The organism is Desulfotalea psychrophila LSv54, from assembly GCF_000025945.1.
GTDB classification, from domain to species: Bacteria; Desulfobacterota; Desulfobulbia; order Desulfobulbales; family Desulfocapsaceae; genus Desulfotalea; species Desulfotalea psychrophila.
This window is the reverse complement of the sequence record NC_006138.1, coordinates 2626522-2642464: the sequence shown is the minus strand read 5'-3', so window position 1 is coordinate 2642464 and position 15943 is coordinate 2626522. Positions and strand designations below refer to the sequence as shown.

14 protein-coding genes are annotated in these 15943 nt (G+C 43.0%); 8 read left to right on the top strand and 6 right to left on the bottom strand.

The window, feature by feature from the left end; translation table 11 throughout:
* Positions 1 to 97: 97 nt before the first annotated feature.
* From DP_RS11740 to DP_RS11715, 6 genes are all read right to left on the bottom strand, one after another.
* Positions 98 to 448 carry a hypothetical protein gene (locus DP_RS11740; RefSeq protein WP_041277942.1) on the bottom strand — a complete coding sequence of 117 codons (351 nt, stop codon included), beginning with the start codon at positions 446 to 448 and terminating at the stop codon, positions 98 to 100.
* A gap of 96 nt (positions 449 to 544) precedes the next feature.
* A complete protein-coding gene (gene thpR / locus DP_RS11735; RefSeq protein WP_011189548.1) occupies positions 545 to 1063 on the bottom strand; it encodes an RNA 2',3'-cyclic phosphodiesterase in 519 nt (172 codons plus the stop codon).
* A 277-nt stretch (positions 1064 to 1340) separates the two neighbouring features.
* Entirely contained in the window at positions 1341 to 3242 is a 1902-nt protein-coding gene (locus DP_RS11730; RefSeq protein WP_011189547.1) for a hypothetical protein, read from the bottom strand.
* Positions 3232 to 3735 carry an ABC-three component system middle component 5 gene (locus tag DP_RS11725; RefSeq protein ID WP_011189546.1) on the bottom strand — a complete coding sequence of 168 codons (504 nt, stop codon included), beginning with the start codon at positions 3733 to 3735 and terminating at the stop codon, positions 3232 to 3234. The genes DP_RS11730 and DP_RS11725 overlap by 11 nt, the downstream gene beginning before the upstream one ends.
* Positions 3732 to 4895, bottom strand: a complete 1164-nt coding sequence (locus DP_RS18385; RefSeq protein ID WP_198408686.1) for an ABC-three component system protein — start codon at positions 4893 to 4895, stop codon at positions 3732 to 3734. The genes DP_RS11725 and DP_RS18385 overlap by 4 nt, the downstream gene beginning before the upstream one ends.
* Positions 4885 to 5937, bottom strand: a complete 1053-nt coding sequence (locus DP_RS11715; RefSeq protein WP_011189544.1) for a ComEC/Rec2 family competence protein — start codon at positions 5935 to 5937, stop codon at positions 4885 to 4887. The genes DP_RS18385 and DP_RS11715 overlap by 11 nt, the downstream gene beginning before the upstream one ends.
* A gap of 608 nt (positions 5938 to 6545) precedes the next feature.
* Here DP_RS11715 and DP_RS11710 point away from each other — a divergent pair.
* The 8 genes from DP_RS11710 to DP_RS16995 all read left to right on the top strand — a co-directional run bounded on the left by DP_RS11710 (position 6546) and on the right by DP_RS16995 (position 15942).
* Positions 6546 to 7241, top strand: coding sequence for a type 1 glutamine amidotransferase domain-containing protein (locus DP_RS11710; protein ID WP_011189541.1), 696 nt, complete (start codon positions 6546 to 6548; stop codon positions 7239 to 7241).
* Between the two features lie 49 nt (positions 7242 to 7290).
* On the top strand, positions 7291 to 7623 hold the full coding sequence (locus DP_RS11705) for a hypothetical protein (RefSeq protein ID WP_011189540.1): 333 nt from the start codon (positions 7291 to 7293) through the stop codon (positions 7621 to 7623).
* Positions 7624 to 7697: 74 nt separating this feature from the next.
* Positions 7698 to 8105 (top strand): VOC family protein, encoded by a 408-nt coding sequence (locus DP_RS11700; RefSeq protein ID WP_041277941.1) that lies wholly within the window; start codon positions 7698 to 7700, stop codon positions 8103 to 8105.
* Between the two features lie 50 nt (positions 8106 to 8155).
* Complete coding sequence (locus DP_RS11695; protein WP_156792283.1) at positions 8156 to 9262, top strand: MBL fold metallo-hydrolase; 1107 nt, start codon at positions 8156 to 8158, stop codon at positions 9260 to 9262.
* A 195-nt stretch (positions 9263 to 9457) separates the two neighbouring features.
* Positions 9458 to 10603: a CapA family protein gene (locus DP_RS11690; protein ID WP_011189537.1), complete on the top strand. Its 1146-nt coding sequence runs from the start codon at positions 9458 to 9460 to the stop codon at positions 10601 to 10603.
* 544 nt (positions 10604 to 11147) lie between these two features.
* A complete protein-coding gene (locus DP_RS11685; RefSeq protein WP_011189535.1) occupies positions 11148 to 11798 on the top strand; it encodes a LysE family translocator in 651 nt (216 codons plus the stop codon).
* Between the two features lie 125 nt (positions 11799 to 11923).
* Positions 11924 to 12127, top strand: coding sequence for a hypothetical protein (locus DP_RS18315; protein ID WP_193763855.1), 204 nt, complete (start codon positions 11924 to 11926; stop codon positions 12125 to 12127).
* A 506-nt stretch (positions 12128 to 12633) separates the two neighbouring features.
* Positions 12634 to 15942, top strand: coding sequence for a CHASE domain-containing protein (locus tag DP_RS16995; protein ID WP_011189533.1), 3309 nt, complete (start codon positions 12634 to 12636; stop codon positions 15940 to 15942).
* Position 15943: the final 1 nt, after the last annotated feature.

The window sequence follows — 15943 nt, the reverse complement described above, 5'->3', positions numbered from 1 at the left end:
ATTTCGATGCAGGCATAACTCTGCGAGAAGATAAGCAGGCTTGAGCTAAGGAGAAAGAAGGCGATAGTCCCTTTACCTTTATAATCTCCTTCCCGGCCTATTTCCAGGTCTGCTCGTCCACTATTTTTTTGATTCTGTTGTATTGATCCATCGCCTCATAGCTGAAGAAGAGAGTGAATGAGTAAGAGTTGTTTTCGTCACTGTCCTTGCAGTCAAAGGCGATATAATTGTTGCCCACCATATCCTCCCAGGGCAGATGATCTCCCATGAGGTTAATTACCTCAGGGAGTCGATTTTGCTCGAATTTACCGAAGTAAACTTCTCTGGCATGCTGTAAATTGAATTTGAAATCCGCCCTGAGGCTATGGTATGATTCCAAACCTGCTGTATTCCCTATGCAGGATCCTGTCTTGAAAATGCCCTCGTTTGCCTTTATGTCGATAAACATCTGCACCTCCTCCATGTCTTCATTTCATTGATTTCTAAGTTTACCTATGATTATGGAGGAAGAGGGGGACAAAGGCAAGGGGGTGGGAGAGGTTTGCTATTTTGCCCCATATTTAGCCAAGGCCCTGTAGAAGGGCACATTATTTATAATCTCGCTACCATATAAGAGGAAATGATCCACCCTGAATTCTAAAGGTTCGGTCCTTATTTGCAGGAAATGCTGGATTTTTTCCTCCGAGTACTTCCGTTGGCAGCGGGCCAGGCTTATATGGGGAGAATAATGATGGGAATACAGCTCAAAATCCGCCTCCTCAAGCCGTTTACCAATCCTGACATACAGCTGTCGAAGGGCCTCATTTGGCCTCACCCCGGCCCACAGAGTCCTGCATTTACCATTTGCCTTAAAACAGCCAAGGCCATCCAGGCTGAGCTTGAACTCCTTAAAGCGGATATCAGACATTGCCGTCTCAAGCTCTGCCAGCTTCACATCCCCCAGGAAATGCAGGGTCAAATGGAGTTGACTAACGATTCTAATATACGCTTCGGAAGTGGGTTGATAGGACCGCAGTACCTTCTCTACATCTCTGGGCAGGGCTATGGCTAAAAACAGTCTCATGGTTAAAATCCCCGAATTATCTAAGGTTCCTCTTTGAGTTGCTGCCTATCCATGATTATGGAGGAGGAGGGGGGTAATGGTTAGAATAAGGTATATCACTAAGCCTAGCCGTACTGAAAAATAGCTAATGCAAGGTATTAGCTTGCTTTTTCTGTGTCCTCTTTAACTTATTTGATCTTTGCAACATTGCCGCTCCCGAAAACTTTTGTACTTCAGAAGCGGCTCTTTATACTCTTCTGCCTGTGTTTGTTATCTGGGCTAATTATTTTTTTGCTGTTTAGATTTTGAATAAGTAATCATTTTTGCCGTAATAACGTCCAACCCCATATTCTTCAATATTAAGCTCCTGAGATATTTTGGATGATGTTATTAAGAGTTGGAAACCTTCTTTATCTTTTAATAAGTTTAGGATATTATTTTGTATTTTTTTGCTTCTCTCTTCGTTTAAGTCAGCACATTCAAAGTCCATAATCGAAAAAAGAGGATAACGTGTTTGCTTATCTTTAAGAGACTGGAGTAAAAAACTAATATGTAATGCACTTTTTTTTTCAGCATTTGAGCTTTCTGAGAAACTAATACGGCCTCCAAGAAGCCATCTGTCCTTTTCAAAATCAATTTCAACTGTTTTCTGAGTAGCAATTTTGAAATCTTCTTCATTGCCAGTCCCATTTTCTAAAAACCCACTAGCTGTTTCACCTAAACTATTTAGAACAGACCTATTTCTAATTTTGCTGAGTTCAGATAATGAATCTATTTCTTCCACAAGTTTAGATATCTCTTTTGTAATTATAGAAATACTTCTATTGTACTTTTCTAAATTCCGAATAAGTGGGATTTTCTTATTCAATTCTATTATTCCTGACTCAACATTTGATATCCTTTTTGTATAATTTGAGATTATAAGTTCTCTCTCGTTTGAGTGAGTACTGATATTGCTGAGTTCATTTTGTAGCAGCATTACTTTTTCATTGTTTTTTATGTATTCATTTTCATTATTTTGCAATTCTACTTGAAGCTTATTTATAGTATTGGTGTTCTGCTTTTGCTGGTATTTTAACTCCGCAAGAGTTTCTGTGTATTTTTCAGTTAAATCATAATCAGGTAATATTTTTTTGCAAAGTTTACATTGGTTATGTGCAACTACTGTGTCGAGTTGGCTGAAACAAGAGGGACAGTAATTAAAAGAGATATTCCCTAGAGATTTATATGTTTTTTCAGATTCATCAAGTGATTTTATTCTAAATTCAAGACTTTTTGAGAAAAGATCACAATCTGAAATTTCTCTTTGGATCAATTCAATTTTGTTAAATGATAAACTGATAAGTTTTGTATAATATGATATAGTAGTTATTATTTCTTCTCTTTTTAAAACAATAGCATGGTTGCTGTTTGAATCAGTATGTGACAACTTGTTGTTTTTCTCTTCTATCAAATCAAAAATTATATATTTTTTTGAGTTAATTAATGTTTCTATATCTTTAAAAGTAGTGGCACTGTCATCACCAAGAATTTTTTTGATACTATCTCGGTTTGCCTCAAATATTGCAAGTTCTATCTGTTTTTTACCCTTTGTTTGACGTTTATCATATGATGTTAAGTCATCTAATCCTAAAAGAAACTCTGCAATAGCTTTACGAGTACTTCCGCTATCTCCGCGTTTATCAATTTCCTCCCTGAATATGCTTGTCGTTTTTGATGACTGACTAAGGTAGGAAAGTCTTAAAATTTGGTGCATTGTTAAATTATTAAATGATTCTGTCTTATGTTGTCCCCATCCAAATAAATCAAACATCATTTCTGAAAAGCTAGCTTTATTATCAGATCGTACTGATCCAAAATTTAACCAGTTGCCATAGTTTTTTAAAGCTTTTCCGTAGCAACCGTCAAACATCCTGATTTTTGGTTTTTTACCTGCTAAAATTTCTCTTGCGAGAGTGATTGTTTTTTTATTTATTTCGATTTCTGCGCGAACCTCAGTGCACTCATTGGTAGGATATCTCCATTCTTCTTTTTTAAGATCACCTCCCAAAACATAATAAATTAAATCGAAAAGTGTTGATTTACCAACAGAGTGTTCTCCTCTGATGACATTAATGCCTTCATGGAAAGTTTCATCATATATAGCCTGCTGCTCATGAATAACCAAAAAACGATTTAATTTTAATCTACTAATTGTCATATCTATGCTCCAGCAAGCTTGTTTTAGCTTTTAATCCAGTATCGCCATTCAATGGTATTTTTGACATTTTTTGTGTTATAATCCTGTAAGCTTCAGATTCTCTAAATTCATCTTTTTTTAACAATTCTATAAGAGAGTCAGGCAGGAGAGATTGCTCCATGGTATATAATTGATTGTGCTTGTTTCTTTCAATTACGATTCCTCTTGATATTAAATTAAGGAAAGTGTTATGTCTTATTTCCTTTATTTCATAAAATATCATTTTGGCATTATCAAGATTCTCATGGCAATTTTCAATTGCTTTAACGGCTCTGTAATCATTAGAATTTTTTCGAGGCCAATTGTTGATTTCCTTTAATTTACTTGGAAATAAATAATAGAAGTCAGCTATATTGAGAAAATCTCTTGAAACTGCATTGTTTGTACCATACATAATGCTTATTAAACGATATGCACAATGGTTGGCGTCTTTATATGGATGGTATATAATCATTTATTCCACCTTATATGGCATTTACCTGTGAGAAAGTACAGCATTCCTGTGATCATTTCTGTAGAAATTGAAAGTGCAAACTTACTTACTTCTAAATATAGTGGAAGTACTATTTCGTCCAGTATTTTTTTGTCTATTTCCTTGTCATTAGCTCCGTTTTTTATTGAAGATGAAATAGACTGTGTGAAAACAGAATTAATCATACTTAAACAATGAAAGAAAATCACTTCATCGGTAGCGGAGAACTGTCCTGCTGAAACACGTCTAGCAAATTTATTCGACAAATATTCAGCATCTGAGAACAAATCTTGTCTTTGACCTTCAATTAACTTATTTTTGAGTCCAATAATTGGTCTTCCTGGTCTGGCAGAGCAAAACTCTGTGAGTTCTTCAATCATGTATTTATAATCTTGGTCTGACCTAGATAACTGCTTAGATTTTTCTAATAAATTAAATAAAGAGCCATTGTTTGTTGAGGGTATTTTGTCTGGTTGTTTGTTAATTATATCAGTTATAGTATTGAACAGTATTGTACCTGATAATTCTTCAAGTTCCTTTACAAGTGTTCTGTCCAGTTGTTCTGCTCCAATGTCATTACCACCCCCATCTTCTGTAAGAATAGCTTCAGGGTAATAAGTTTCTTTGATCTTTTTGAAGATTAGACTACCTGAAACTCCCACGAACATTCTTTTTTTGGGTTTTAAGTCTGCATTTACATTAGATGCAATGTTAAATTTGATAAGGCCATCATTTGGAATCTCTGGATTGTCGAATAGAAATCGATCATTTCCCAAATTATACCAAGCTACATACTTGTTTTCATTTTCATTTGTTAGCGAAAGAAATGGAGCATCCTCTACATATTCAACCTCGAGTAATGCAACATCAGTTCTTGCAGAGGCATACACGTTTTGTGGCGTTATTTTAATTTTTTTGAAGATAATAGAAATTTTGGTGTGATCAAGTTTTGCTTTGCATTTTCTACAACTATTTTTATCAATGGTAATGTCTGTGCACAAGTTTCTTTCTATACAAACTGAATGTTTTGAAGTTAATATTAAACTTTTTGAATTACATAAAGTTTTCAAAATAAAACCACTACTTTCATGAGGTTGCTGTCCAGCAACTTCTACGCTCACAGCATAGTTATTAATACACATACTCAACCTTTAAATAACCAGATTTTGCAAACTCCTTAATAATTGGTATAGAATTTGTTAAATTTTTAATTTCGACGCTGTCTGAGCTAAAGTAAAATTTAGATTTTGGCTCTGATATTAAAACTCTTGCAATGGTTTTTAGCGATGGATGTCCATGCCTGCAACCATTGCTACAAATTAAGAAATCTTTACATTTAATATTAGAAAGTAAATCTGGGCTTGTATTTTTTTCACTTCCATGATGTGATAATTTACATAGATCAAAAACAGTGTCCTCCAATTTTTTCAGTTGAGTTGTAACTAAAGATGGATGCGAATCACCTAAGAAAAGAAATCTCTTGGTTCCAATTTTTAATCTAAAGGCTAAGCTAGTGCCATTTGCTGGTCTATTATCTTCAACAAAAATATCGTTCTCTTTTAGTTCACTGATTAGTTCTTGGAGTTGTTCTTTAGTGGGAGGGACGATATTTTTTTGTTTTGAAAACTTCTTCTTTTTTTCAAGTTTTGTTTCCTGTTTACCTATTTCTCTATTGTATATTTTAAGTTTTTCATAGTTTGGAGATAAAAAATCAAACTTGAAATCTCTGTAAGAGTAACTGCTCAATCTTTCACTGTCAGTTTGATTATGTAAATGTTTAATTTTATTCTTTAGTATATCATGTTGTAGATTTCCATCTTGTCTTAAAGAGTATTTACCATCATTTACGGGAAAGAGTTTTTTTATATAAGACGAATCATTGAATATGAAAGTATCGACCTCAATAATATTATGATCAATCAAATCTATAAAACCACCTATATGGTCATCATCATTATGGGTTACCAGCGCTAAATTAATGAAATTATCGCCTTCTAATATTTCAGATAGGGCATTATATACACTTAATCTTCCTTCTCCTTTACTTGGCCCAGAATCGATTAATATTTTAACGTCAGTATCTAGCTGATGTAGCAGTATACAGTCTCCTTCTCCTGCATCAATTGCATAAATGATTATTTTGTTTGAAAGTCTTGAGCTATCTTTTTGAATTTTAACAATCATATTATAAGTATCTTCCATGTAATTATTTTATTAATATAGATAACACCAACACAAGAATTGGAACGGGAATGCCTTCCCTTAAAAAATAAGATAACTGTGCTGTCATTCATTCTGGTTATTGTTATTTTCCAGTGTCTATATAGAAGAATATGTCTTCGGATATAACAGTTTTGTTCCATGCTACCCATTCCCATATATCCCAATATCAAGCAACAGACATAGAACAGAGTCTCCGTGTCATCCATGGGATAGAGCAGGCCATTCAGCCAAGACAACCCATTATAATGACAGGGCATATCCGACTATACCCCTAGCTTGCCCTTAGTTCCATCAAATAATCATTCCAGGATGTCTCCCCCAACCATCACGCCCATAGCGGTCCTTAAAAGAGCCCCATCACTGGCGGGGGGCCTAGCAATCGTAGGTCGAAGTTTCATATGCTTAGTCAGGGTACTTACGATTTGCTGTGGGCCTGTCTGCCATGATAGGATTAACGATCCCGTGGGCAGGATGTGTGCGAGGATAGACTGCCGGTGGCAGCTGCCCTGCTGTAGCTTACCAAACCTTAAGTAGATTATTTATAACTAAAAAAACAGGGGGGAGCGCAGATGAAATTTCTCATGGTGCTGACATCACACGATAGGCTTGGAGATACAGGTGGAAAAACCGGGTTTTGGCTGGAGGAATTCGTTGCCCCTTACTACCTTTTTAAGGACGCAGGTGTAGAGATCACCCTGGCTTCACCAAGGGGGGGACAACCACCTCTGGATCCAAAGAGTGATAAACCGAGCCGACAAACAGAGGCGGCAGGAAGGTTCAGGGCCGATATTGACGCCCAGACGGCATTGGCAAATACCTTGAAGCTCTCTGATATTGATCCTGATAATTTCGATGCAGTCTTTTATCCCGGTGGCCATGGGCCACTTTGGGACCTGGCCGAAGATCGTCACTCCATTGCCCTGATTGAGTCCATCTATGCTGCCGGCAAACCCGTTGCTGCGGTATGTCATGGGCCTGCTGTGCTCCGTCATGCTCGTACTCCTGCCGGGGAACCTCTGGTCAAGGGAAAGTCTGTGACGGGTTTCAGCAACTCGGAAGAGAACGCCGGGCAACTCTCGGAGATTGTACCATTTCTGGTTGAAACAGATTTGAAGTCAAAGGGGGCAAATTACTCAAAGGCCGATGATTGGCAGGCCCATGTTATTACGGACGGCAACCTGATCACGGGGCAAAACCCTGCCTCATCGGAGCTGACTGCAAAAGCGCTACTGGAGAGATCTCAAGTCATTTTCCTTGGTGCTTAGTTGCTGGCAAGCGTAATGGAGAAGGAAATTTAGACAAAAGGTATAAAAGTTGAGCAACGATACAGACAAAATTGATTCAATCATTATCAATGAGGTGCAACTTCTTTTAGCAGAAAAGCGCACATCTTTAGCTGTGCTGCGGACTGGTATAGCTGTTTTAGCTTTGCCGCTGGCCGCTATCAGTATGCTTATAGCTACTTCAAGATTTTATAATGTCCTCCATGTTTTATATTTTCTTATCCCGTTGGCAGTACTTAATTTTGCCTTAATTGTTTTTGGTACTTACCTGATAATAAAGTCAATAATTCGAATGAAAAATTATGATCGCCTCATTCATGAAATCAAGATAGAGCATAGTGTGATTGGGAAATTTATTGAGTGAAGTTATGAAAGAGTCATATAAATAGAGCCGAGGAAAAAACTGATTAGCAGTCTATGACTATCCTGGAGGGATTGATGGAGTGTTTACTGGATCACATCGTTTTGAATATGACAGATGAGAAGAAGATGATTGATTTCTACTTAAAGGTACTCATGTTTGCCCCTGAACGTTTGCAGGAGTACCGGACCGGGAAAGTGCCATTTCCCTCTCTGCGCCTGAATTCAAATACAATTATCGACCTCTTTCCGCAAGAGATGTGGGAGAATAGTGCCGGGGCGGGGCAGGGGGGTGAGAATCTGAACCATTTCTGTCTGGCCCTGACTAAGGGAAGCTGGCAGAACCTTTGCCAGCGACTTAAGGACGGCAAGGTCACCATAGAAGAGGGCCCTGTTCCACGCTGGGGGGCACACGGCGTTGGAACGTCGATCTATTTTCGAGACCCGGAGGGCAACCTCATCGAAGCGCGGTACTATGAGGGATAAAACAGCTCAGAGAAATGTCGGCCCGGCTCTTAGGGGTAGCGCATCGAACTATGAAAAATTTATTGACTATCATTGGCGCAGCACTCTTTTTAATTCTCACCTTAGGATATTCTGTCATGCCTGCAGAAAGCAATGACGAAACTATGGGAAGGGCCCCACATCACACCACCTACGGATTTCAAAATTATCCCCCTGTGCAGACAGCCGCTCCTAAAGGTCTGCCGTTCTACCTGCGCAGACTTTGGAGCTCTATCTTTCTTCCTTCCATCCCGAATGGACATTGGGTACCTGAAGCAGAGGCGATGAAATCGCTCAGTTCCATTGGTGGCGATCGGATAACCTGGCTGGGGCATGCAAGCTTTCTTATCAGGGTTTCAGGTAAAACGATACTGACAGATCCGTTTTTGACGGAATTTGCCAGCCCTCTTTCCTGGGCGGGCCCCAGGCGGTTTGCAGGAGCGGGAATCCCCATGGATAGGCTGCCGCCGATAGATATTATTATTGTTTCACATGATCACTATGACCACCTGGACGATGAATCCGTTCGCTGTTTAGATAAAGATAAAATTGAGGTTGTAGTCCCCCTGGGCTTAAAATCGTTTTTCAGTGAACGGGGATATGGGAGGGTAACAGAGTTAGACTGGAACGAATCAATCGCACTTGGCGAGCTGACATTAACTGCCCTACCTGCCATTCACAATTCAGGACGAAGTATAAAAAATCGCAATCAAACCCTGTGGGCATCGTGGCTGATAGAGAGTTCTACCAAAAAAATGCTCTTTGTCGGTGACACCGGATATTCCGAGACAATATTCAAACTGATCGGCAGGCAGTATGGTCCACTTGACTACGCCATTCTGCCCATCGGTGCCTATGCACCCAGAAAACTGATGAGGATGTCACATATCAACCCCGAAGAGGCAGTTACCGTCGGCAATGAAATTCGGGCATTCACCCTGATAGCCTCACACTGGGGAACAATTGGTTTGTCGGATGAGCCGACCTGGGAACCGCCAAAACGGTTTAGCAGGGCCGGGCTTGATAATGGCCTTTCTGAGGAGAGGCTTTGGATTATGAAAATTGGCGAAACACGTCCTCTTGGCCAGTCCGGTTTGTCTCAGGGGTTAAAGAAAACAGGAGATGTCCTTCCTAAATGAGTGGAGGACAGTCATTGAATTGAGTACCTCTATGACAGGTGTTGCGTCCCTGCGTCAAGGTTTGTGCATAAGAGGCAGCATGAGGAGGCGGAGGAACAGTCTCTGCTTAATTTGCCGTAGCCTCTTCCTGTGATATCATTCTATATGCAATAAGATCGGGGGGCCTCCCCATCCATCAACCCCAGGGACAAAAAAATGTCTGCAGAAACAAGCATTGATCGGCAAAGAGATCCACGGGCTATTAGCATCTTCATGTGCGGCGATGTTATGTTAGGTAGGGGCATTGATCAGGTGCTACCCCACCCCGGTAATCCTGTAATCCATGAGCAGTCTATGAAATCTGCTAAAGGTTATATAGAGATTGCAGAGCAGGCCAATGGCCCCTTTCCCTATCCTGTCAGCTGGCCCTATATCTGGGGCGATGCCCTTGCTGAACTTGACCGGCTATCGCCCGATTTAAGGATTATTAACCTGGAGACAAGCGTAACCAAGAGTAATAATCCCTGGAAGGGTAAGGGCATCAACTACAGGATGAATCCGGAAAATATCGCCTGTCTGACGGCGGCTAAAATCGATTTTTGTGCTCTGGCAAACAACCATGTTCTTGATTGGGGACGTTCCGGACTTGTGGAGACCCTGGAAACACTGAACAGAGCGCGGGTGAAGAGCGCCGGCGCGGGTAGAAATATTGCCGAGGCGGAAAAACCTGCCATAATGGAGGTGAAGGGAAAGGGCAGGGTTATTATCTTTTCCTACGGGGTCAGGACAAGCGGGATTCCCCCCAGTTGGGCCGCAACAGATGAGCAGCCGGGAATAAATTTCCTGGAAGATCTGTCGGACAGGAGCCTGAACTCTATCAAAGAAAAGGTGGCAGAGAGCAAGGAGCCGGGGGATATAGCTCTTATCTCTATTCATTGGGGCGGCAACTGGGGATATGAGATACCTCCCCAGCAGATAAAATTTGCCCACCGGCTGATTGATGAGGCGGGTGTTGATCTCATCCATGGACACTCATCCCATCATGTTCAGGGAGTGGAGGTATATAAGGACAGGCTGATCATCCATGGTAGTGGAGATTTTCTAAATGATTACGAGGGAATAAGTATAAACAAGTCTTTTAGAGATGACCTGGGTTTAATGTATAATGTCACCGTGGCACCCGTATCGGGAAAACTGCTTCACCTACAGATGATCCCAACCAGGATTAAACATTTCAGGGTAAACAGGGCAGCGAAGGCTGATATTCTGTGGCTCAGGGATATTTTGAATAGAGAGGGAAAGAAGTATGGCAGCCGGGTAAAGCTAAACAGAGATCGCTCCTTCACCCTGGAGTGGGGTTAATCCCTAATAGACATTAACTTAGCTCCAACCTTTCACATATCCTGATATTAAACAATAGATACAGAAGGGAGTCTCCGTGCCTCTCTGGCATGTAGTATCATTGGAACTCTTTTCTCTTATTGATATCTTTGGTTACAAACGATTGTGTCGCATAATCAGCCGAAGTCATTTAAAAAAGTATAAAGAGTGGTTATATAAGATCTGTTCAAAACGTCGATGGGTGTTCATAGCCAGGAGCAAGATTTTAAAAGGCCTTGCTCTATGAGGTGGTACGATTAAGGTCGCTCGGTATAATATGATCTGTTAAAGCAGTTGCGGATTCTTATGAGCCCGAATACGCTAACTATTTTGGCAATATCGCAATCGAAAGTAAATTCGATTAATTTCAGCACTAACAGTCAGAGAGTATCGTCCCACAAGGTTGTCTTTTGCTGAACGCTTGGGCCGTATGAAGGGAAACTGTCATTTGGTTTTGGGGGCAAGAGGCAGAAAAGCATTTGCTCTAGCCGATTGTTAGTAATCAAACTATGTATGAGGATTAAAGATGCATATTGAAATTTTTCAAAGTTTTCCGTACCTACCGGAACTGATCTCTGTCAGTGTTATTGCAGTATTGATGGCAATAAGCCCGGGAGCTGATTTTGTTATGGTAACAAGAAATAGTGTTTTTTATAGTCGTTCTGCTGGTATCTTCTCTGCACTGGGTGTCAGTTTTGCCATTTGGATTCATGTGGCATATTCGATTGCCGGATTAGCCCTTATTATTTCAAAATCAATTGTGCTGTTTTCAGTCATTAAGTATTTAGGTGCGGCTTATTTAATCTATATTGGTTGGAAGACACTCAGATCAAAAAGCCTCATTGATATAGATGAATCTTCTACAGTAAATGTACTATCTCAATGGTCTGCATTTAAAGTGGGTTTCGTTACTAATGCCCTAAATCCTAAGACAACTATTTTCTTCTTAAGTATATTTACCCAGGTTGTAAATCCTCAGACGCCACTGTGGATGCAACTTATTTATGGGCTGATCATTTCTCTTTCTCATCTAGTCTGGTTTAGTGTTGTGGCTATTTTTCTTAGTCAGCCAGCGCTATTACAACTGTTTAAAAAATCTAAAAAAAACATCGAAAGGGTTGTTGGGGGTGTTTTAATTGGGTTCGGTTTGAAAGTTGCTGCAACAACCAATAGCTAACATCACATCATGTCCAGGGAGTGGAGGCCTGCAGGGACAGGCTCCTCATCCATGGTAGTGGCGATTTTCTGAATGATTACGAGGGAATAAGTGTCAGTAAGTCTTGTAGAGATGACCTGGGCCTGATGTATAATGTCACAGTGGAACCCGTATCGGGAAAACTGCTTCACCTGCAGATGACCCCCACCCGGATTAAACATTTCAGGGTAAACAGGGCAACGAAGGCCGATACCCTCTGGCTCAGGGATATTCTCAACAGAGAGGGGAAGAAGTATGGCAGCCGGGTAAAATTAAACAGAGATGCCTCCTTCACCCTGGAGTGGAGCTAATCACTAATAGACATTAACCCCACTCCATCCTCCCCGCCCAGCTCACACCTTCCATTTTTATATCAAACGGTAGAAACAGGAGAAGGCCTGTGCCGTGCCCGCACCGGTTGGTGGCACGATTCAGTCCTGCCCCATCATCTCCTCCGGCCCCCTTAGCCACTGACAAGAGTGCAATGATTTGCGGCGAGCCTCTTTTTTATGATACAATCCTGTCAGGCATGGAGAAGGGGGGCTTCCCCGGTATCTGGTTACCATGAAGCAATATGGCAGAGGCGGCTTTGCGGTTGTCCGGGCTGCGAAATTCCCCCTCCGTAAGGTGAAGGTGGCTTTGGGCTATTTTTCGTGACCATCTGCCTGAGCAGACCTTGGCACAGGTGGATTGGCATCGTAGGCCTTGCACGATATCTTGAGAACGTCCTGATTTTGAATACGATCCTACTGTTTACAGTAGACCTGAACTGTAGCAAGACTTGTGCATATGAAGCTTTCAGAGGGAGAAGAAGGCTATGAAAGAATTTAGAAACGGCTGGAACAGAGCGTCCGTATGGTTAACGATCATACTGGGCCTGCTGCTGTCAGGCATCATGGCCTATATCAATTACCAGCAGGTAAGCGAAAACACCATTGCCCAATTTCAGAGGGAGGCGGACAGGCAGGCCGCCGCCATTAGGAGAGATATAGAGGTTGATCTCTCCATCCTTACACCGGCGGTGGCATTCTTCGATGCCTCGCATCTTGTTGAGCGATATGAATTTCGTCTCTGGTTTCAAAGCGTAAAAGTTGTCGATAACAGCCTGGATGTGCTTGGATGGATTCCCAGGGTTGCCAACTCCCAGCGGGCTAAATTTGTGGACGAGGCAAGGGCCGTCGGCCTGTCCGGCTTTCGCTTTAGTGAACTGCAAAATGGAAAACTGGTCAGAGCAGGGGTAAGAGAAAAGTATTTTCCCGTTTTCTATATCGAGCCAACAGGGGTTAACGGAGCCGCCTTTGGCTTTGACCTTAGCTCTGAGCCAAAGCGTCGAACCATGCTTATGCAGGCCCGTGATAGTGGCAAGGTCACGGCATCGCAGGTAATCCATTTGGTGCAGCATAAGAAAAAGCGCTTTTCTTTTTTGGTGGTAGCACCGGTCTATCAAGGCCTCGCAAGCACTATTGCCGAACGGCGGGAGACGCTGCGAGGTTTTGTGGTGGCAGCTTTTGCCGTCGATACCATCGGCGAGAGGGCTCTTGCCCAAATCGATCCCGGCCAGTTTCATATTATGATGCATATCCATGATGGTGCAGAACTTATTTACCCTGCTGGGGGAAAGTGCCCCGGTGAGCAATATTTCAAGGAGGGCATACGGACATCTGGTCTTCATGTCATCAGGGAGATCGCTGTGGCAGGGCGGCAGTGGAGGGTATGTCTGTCCCCATCAGAGGCTGGGCAGATTCAGGGCTTTCCGCCCAGCGCAATGGCCGTTTTTATTGTTGGTATTGTCCTGACAGTCTTGCTTGCCCTGCAGTTCCGAAATAATGCGCTACGAACCTCAGAGATCGAATGGCAGGTGGCAGAAAAGACGGCTCAGCTGAGAAAAAGTGAGCTTCGGGCAGAGGCAATTATTGACAAGGCAGTCATCCCCATCATCACAATAGATGAGACAGGGATAGTCCAGTCCTTTAATCGGTCAGCCGAAAAGATGTTTGGCTATGGGCCAGAAGAAATTATTGGCCGAAACGTGCGGATGCTTATGCCTGAGCCCCACCGTTCAAGTCATAATAAATATGTCGATCATTATCTTAAGACCGGCAGGATGAAGGCTATTGGAGTAGGTAACAAGCTTACAGGGGTAAGAAAGGATGGGGTGGAATTCCCAATGCATCTTTCCGTCAGTGAGGTGAGGCTGGAAAAACGGATTTTTGTTGGCATGGTAGTGGATCTCAGCGAAATAAACCGGGCCGAAGAGGCACTCCGCAAACATCGGGACAACCTTGCCCGGCTGGTGGAAGAGAGAACATACGAACTCAAAATAGCCAAAGAGGCTGCTGAAACGGCCAATATCGCCAAGTCAGCCTTTCTTGCCAATATGAGTCATGAAATTCGTACACCGATGAACTCGGTGCTTGGCTTTATCCAGATCACTCTGGAGAGCAGGTTGCTCTGCGCAGAGCTGCGCAGACATCTGGAGACGGCGTACAGTTCGGCCAAAGGTTTACTGATAATTATTAACGACATTTTGGATGTCAGTAAGCTGGAGAGCGGGGAGTTCGCACTTGAGGCTACCTGTCTCGATATGCCAAGGATAGTCCAAGAGGCCTTAAAAACAGTGGAGTCCCAGGCTGAGGAAAAGGGGATTGGCCTTGATTTTCATTTCGACGCCGATCTTCCCCACTGTTATCTCGGAGATCCGACCCGACTAGGTCAGGTAATCATAAATTTAGTCGGCAATGCGATCAAGTTCACAAAAACTGGCAAGATCACCATAGGGGTCAGGGCCTCGGACCAGGGAGATGCCTCCCTCCACTTCTCGGTGGCAGATAGGGGAATTGGCATGACAGCCGAGCAGGCAGCAAATATTTTCAATCCCTTTACCCAGGCCGATATCTCCACTGCCCGCTGTTACGGCGGTACCGGCCTGGGATTGACCATTAGCAAACAGCTTGTCGAACTTATGGGAGGACGGATATGGGTGGAGAGTGAACTGGGAAGGGGGGTAACATTCCATTTTACGGCTCAGCTGCCGGTAATAAGCCCCTGCAGGGCTACCGGCGTTGATCATGCCTTAACAGGCGAAGCGTCCTCGCCCGAGTCGCCCCGCCGTTTTCAAATTCTCCTGGCTGAAGATGTGCCGGGAAATGCCACCCTGGCCCAGTTGCGCCTGGAACAGCAGGGGCATAGGGTCAGACATGTCTGGAACGGTAGTCAGGCAGTAGAGATGTACAAGGGGGGCACATTTGATCTTATCCTTATGGATGTGATGATGCCTGAAATGGACGGGATAGAGGCAACCCGTAAAATTCGCGCCCTTGAAAGGGAATCAAAGGGGCACATTACAATCATTGCCTTAACGGCCAGTATAATGAAGGAGGATCGGCAAAGATATATGAGAGCCGGTATGGATGCGGTTGTCGGTAAGCCCATTATACTGGAAGGACTTTTTGCCACCATGGAGAGGGTGGTACCTAAAGGTATTGGCAGCCTAAATGAGGAGACCTTCCCTGGCGACCAGGCACGGCAGGATATCGACCTCACCCCGCTGGCCGATGTAGTCGACATTGACAGGGGACTTGCCTCCTGGCGGGATCCGCTGGTCTTTGCCAAGTCTCTTGCCAGCTTTGCCGATAGACATTCAGCCGATGCCGAAAAAATTCAGCAGTTACTGGACGAGAATAGTAAGGAGGCCAGGATGATTTCCCATACCCTTAAGGGTCTGGCCGGAAATCTCTCTCTGCCTGAAGTTGCCCGCCTGGCAACAGAGATCAACGCCGCACTGAAGGCAGGCAGTCATGAGCCAGCGGCAACGCTGCTCCCCAGCCTGCAGGCGGCACTGAAAAATGCGGCGGTAGTGATCAGAAAGCTGAAGATGCCTGTGGCAAGGATTGCCACCCCGGAGTTTGACTCTAAGGCTGTTAGCAGCCTGCTTCAGGAACTGCTGATCATGCTTGATCAAGACGACCCGGTCGTCGCCGAACCTGGACTCAGTAAACTTGGCGAATACCTTACCCAGGATGATATGATCAATATCAGGAGGGCTATTGATGCGTTTGATTTTGCCCGGGCCAAATCCCAAACCCGAATCCTGGCCGAAAGACTCGGTATCCAGCTGGAGGGATGAA

Coding starts and splice junctions, on each gene's coding strand:
- DP_RS11740 (WP_041277942.1), bottom strand. CDS start 448: ATGTTTATCGACATAAAGGCAAACGAGGGCATTTTCAAGACAGGATCC.
- thpR (WP_011189548.1), bottom strand. CDS start 1,063: ATGAGACTGTTTTTAGCCATAGCCCTGCCCAGAGATGTAGAGAAGGTA.
- DP_RS11730 (WP_011189547.1), bottom strand. CDS start 3,242: ATGACAATTAGTAGATTAAAATTAAATCGTTTTTTGGTTATTCATGAG.
- DP_RS11725 (WP_011189546.1), bottom strand. CDS start 3,735: ATGATTATATACCATCCATATAAAGACGCCAACCATTGTGCATATCGT.
- DP_RS18385 (WP_198408686.1), bottom strand. CDS start 4,895: ATGTGTATTAATAACTATGCTGTGAGCGTAGAAGTTGCTGGACAGCAA.
- DP_RS11715 (WP_011189544.1), bottom strand. CDS start 5,937: ATGATTGTTAAAATTCAAAAAGATAGCTCAAGACTTTCAAACAAAATA.
- DP_RS11710 (WP_011189541.1), top strand. CDS start 6,546: ATGAAATTTCTCATGGTGCTGACATCACACGATAGGCTTGGAGATACA.
- DP_RS11700 (WP_041277941.1), top strand. CDS start 7,698: ATGGAGTGTTTACTGGATCACATCGTTTTGAATATGACAGATGAGAAG.
- DP_RS11695 (WP_156792283.1), top strand. CDS start 8,156: ATGAAAAATTTATTGACTATCATTGGCGCAGCACTCTTTTTAATTCTC.
- DP_RS11690 (WP_011189537.1), top strand. CDS start 9,458: ATGTCTGCAGAAACAAGCATTGATCGGCAAAGAGATCCACGGGCTATT.
- DP_RS11685 (WP_011189535.1), top strand. CDS start 11,148: ATGCATATTGAAATTTTTCAAAGTTTTCCGTACCTACCGGAACTGATC.
- DP_RS18315 (WP_193763855.1), top strand. CDS start 11,924: ATGTATAATGTCACAGTGGAACCCGTATCGGGAAAACTGCTTCACCTG.
- DP_RS16995 (WP_011189533.1), top strand. CDS start 12,634: ATGAAAGAATTTAGAAACGGCTGGAACAGAGCGTCCGTATGGTTAACG.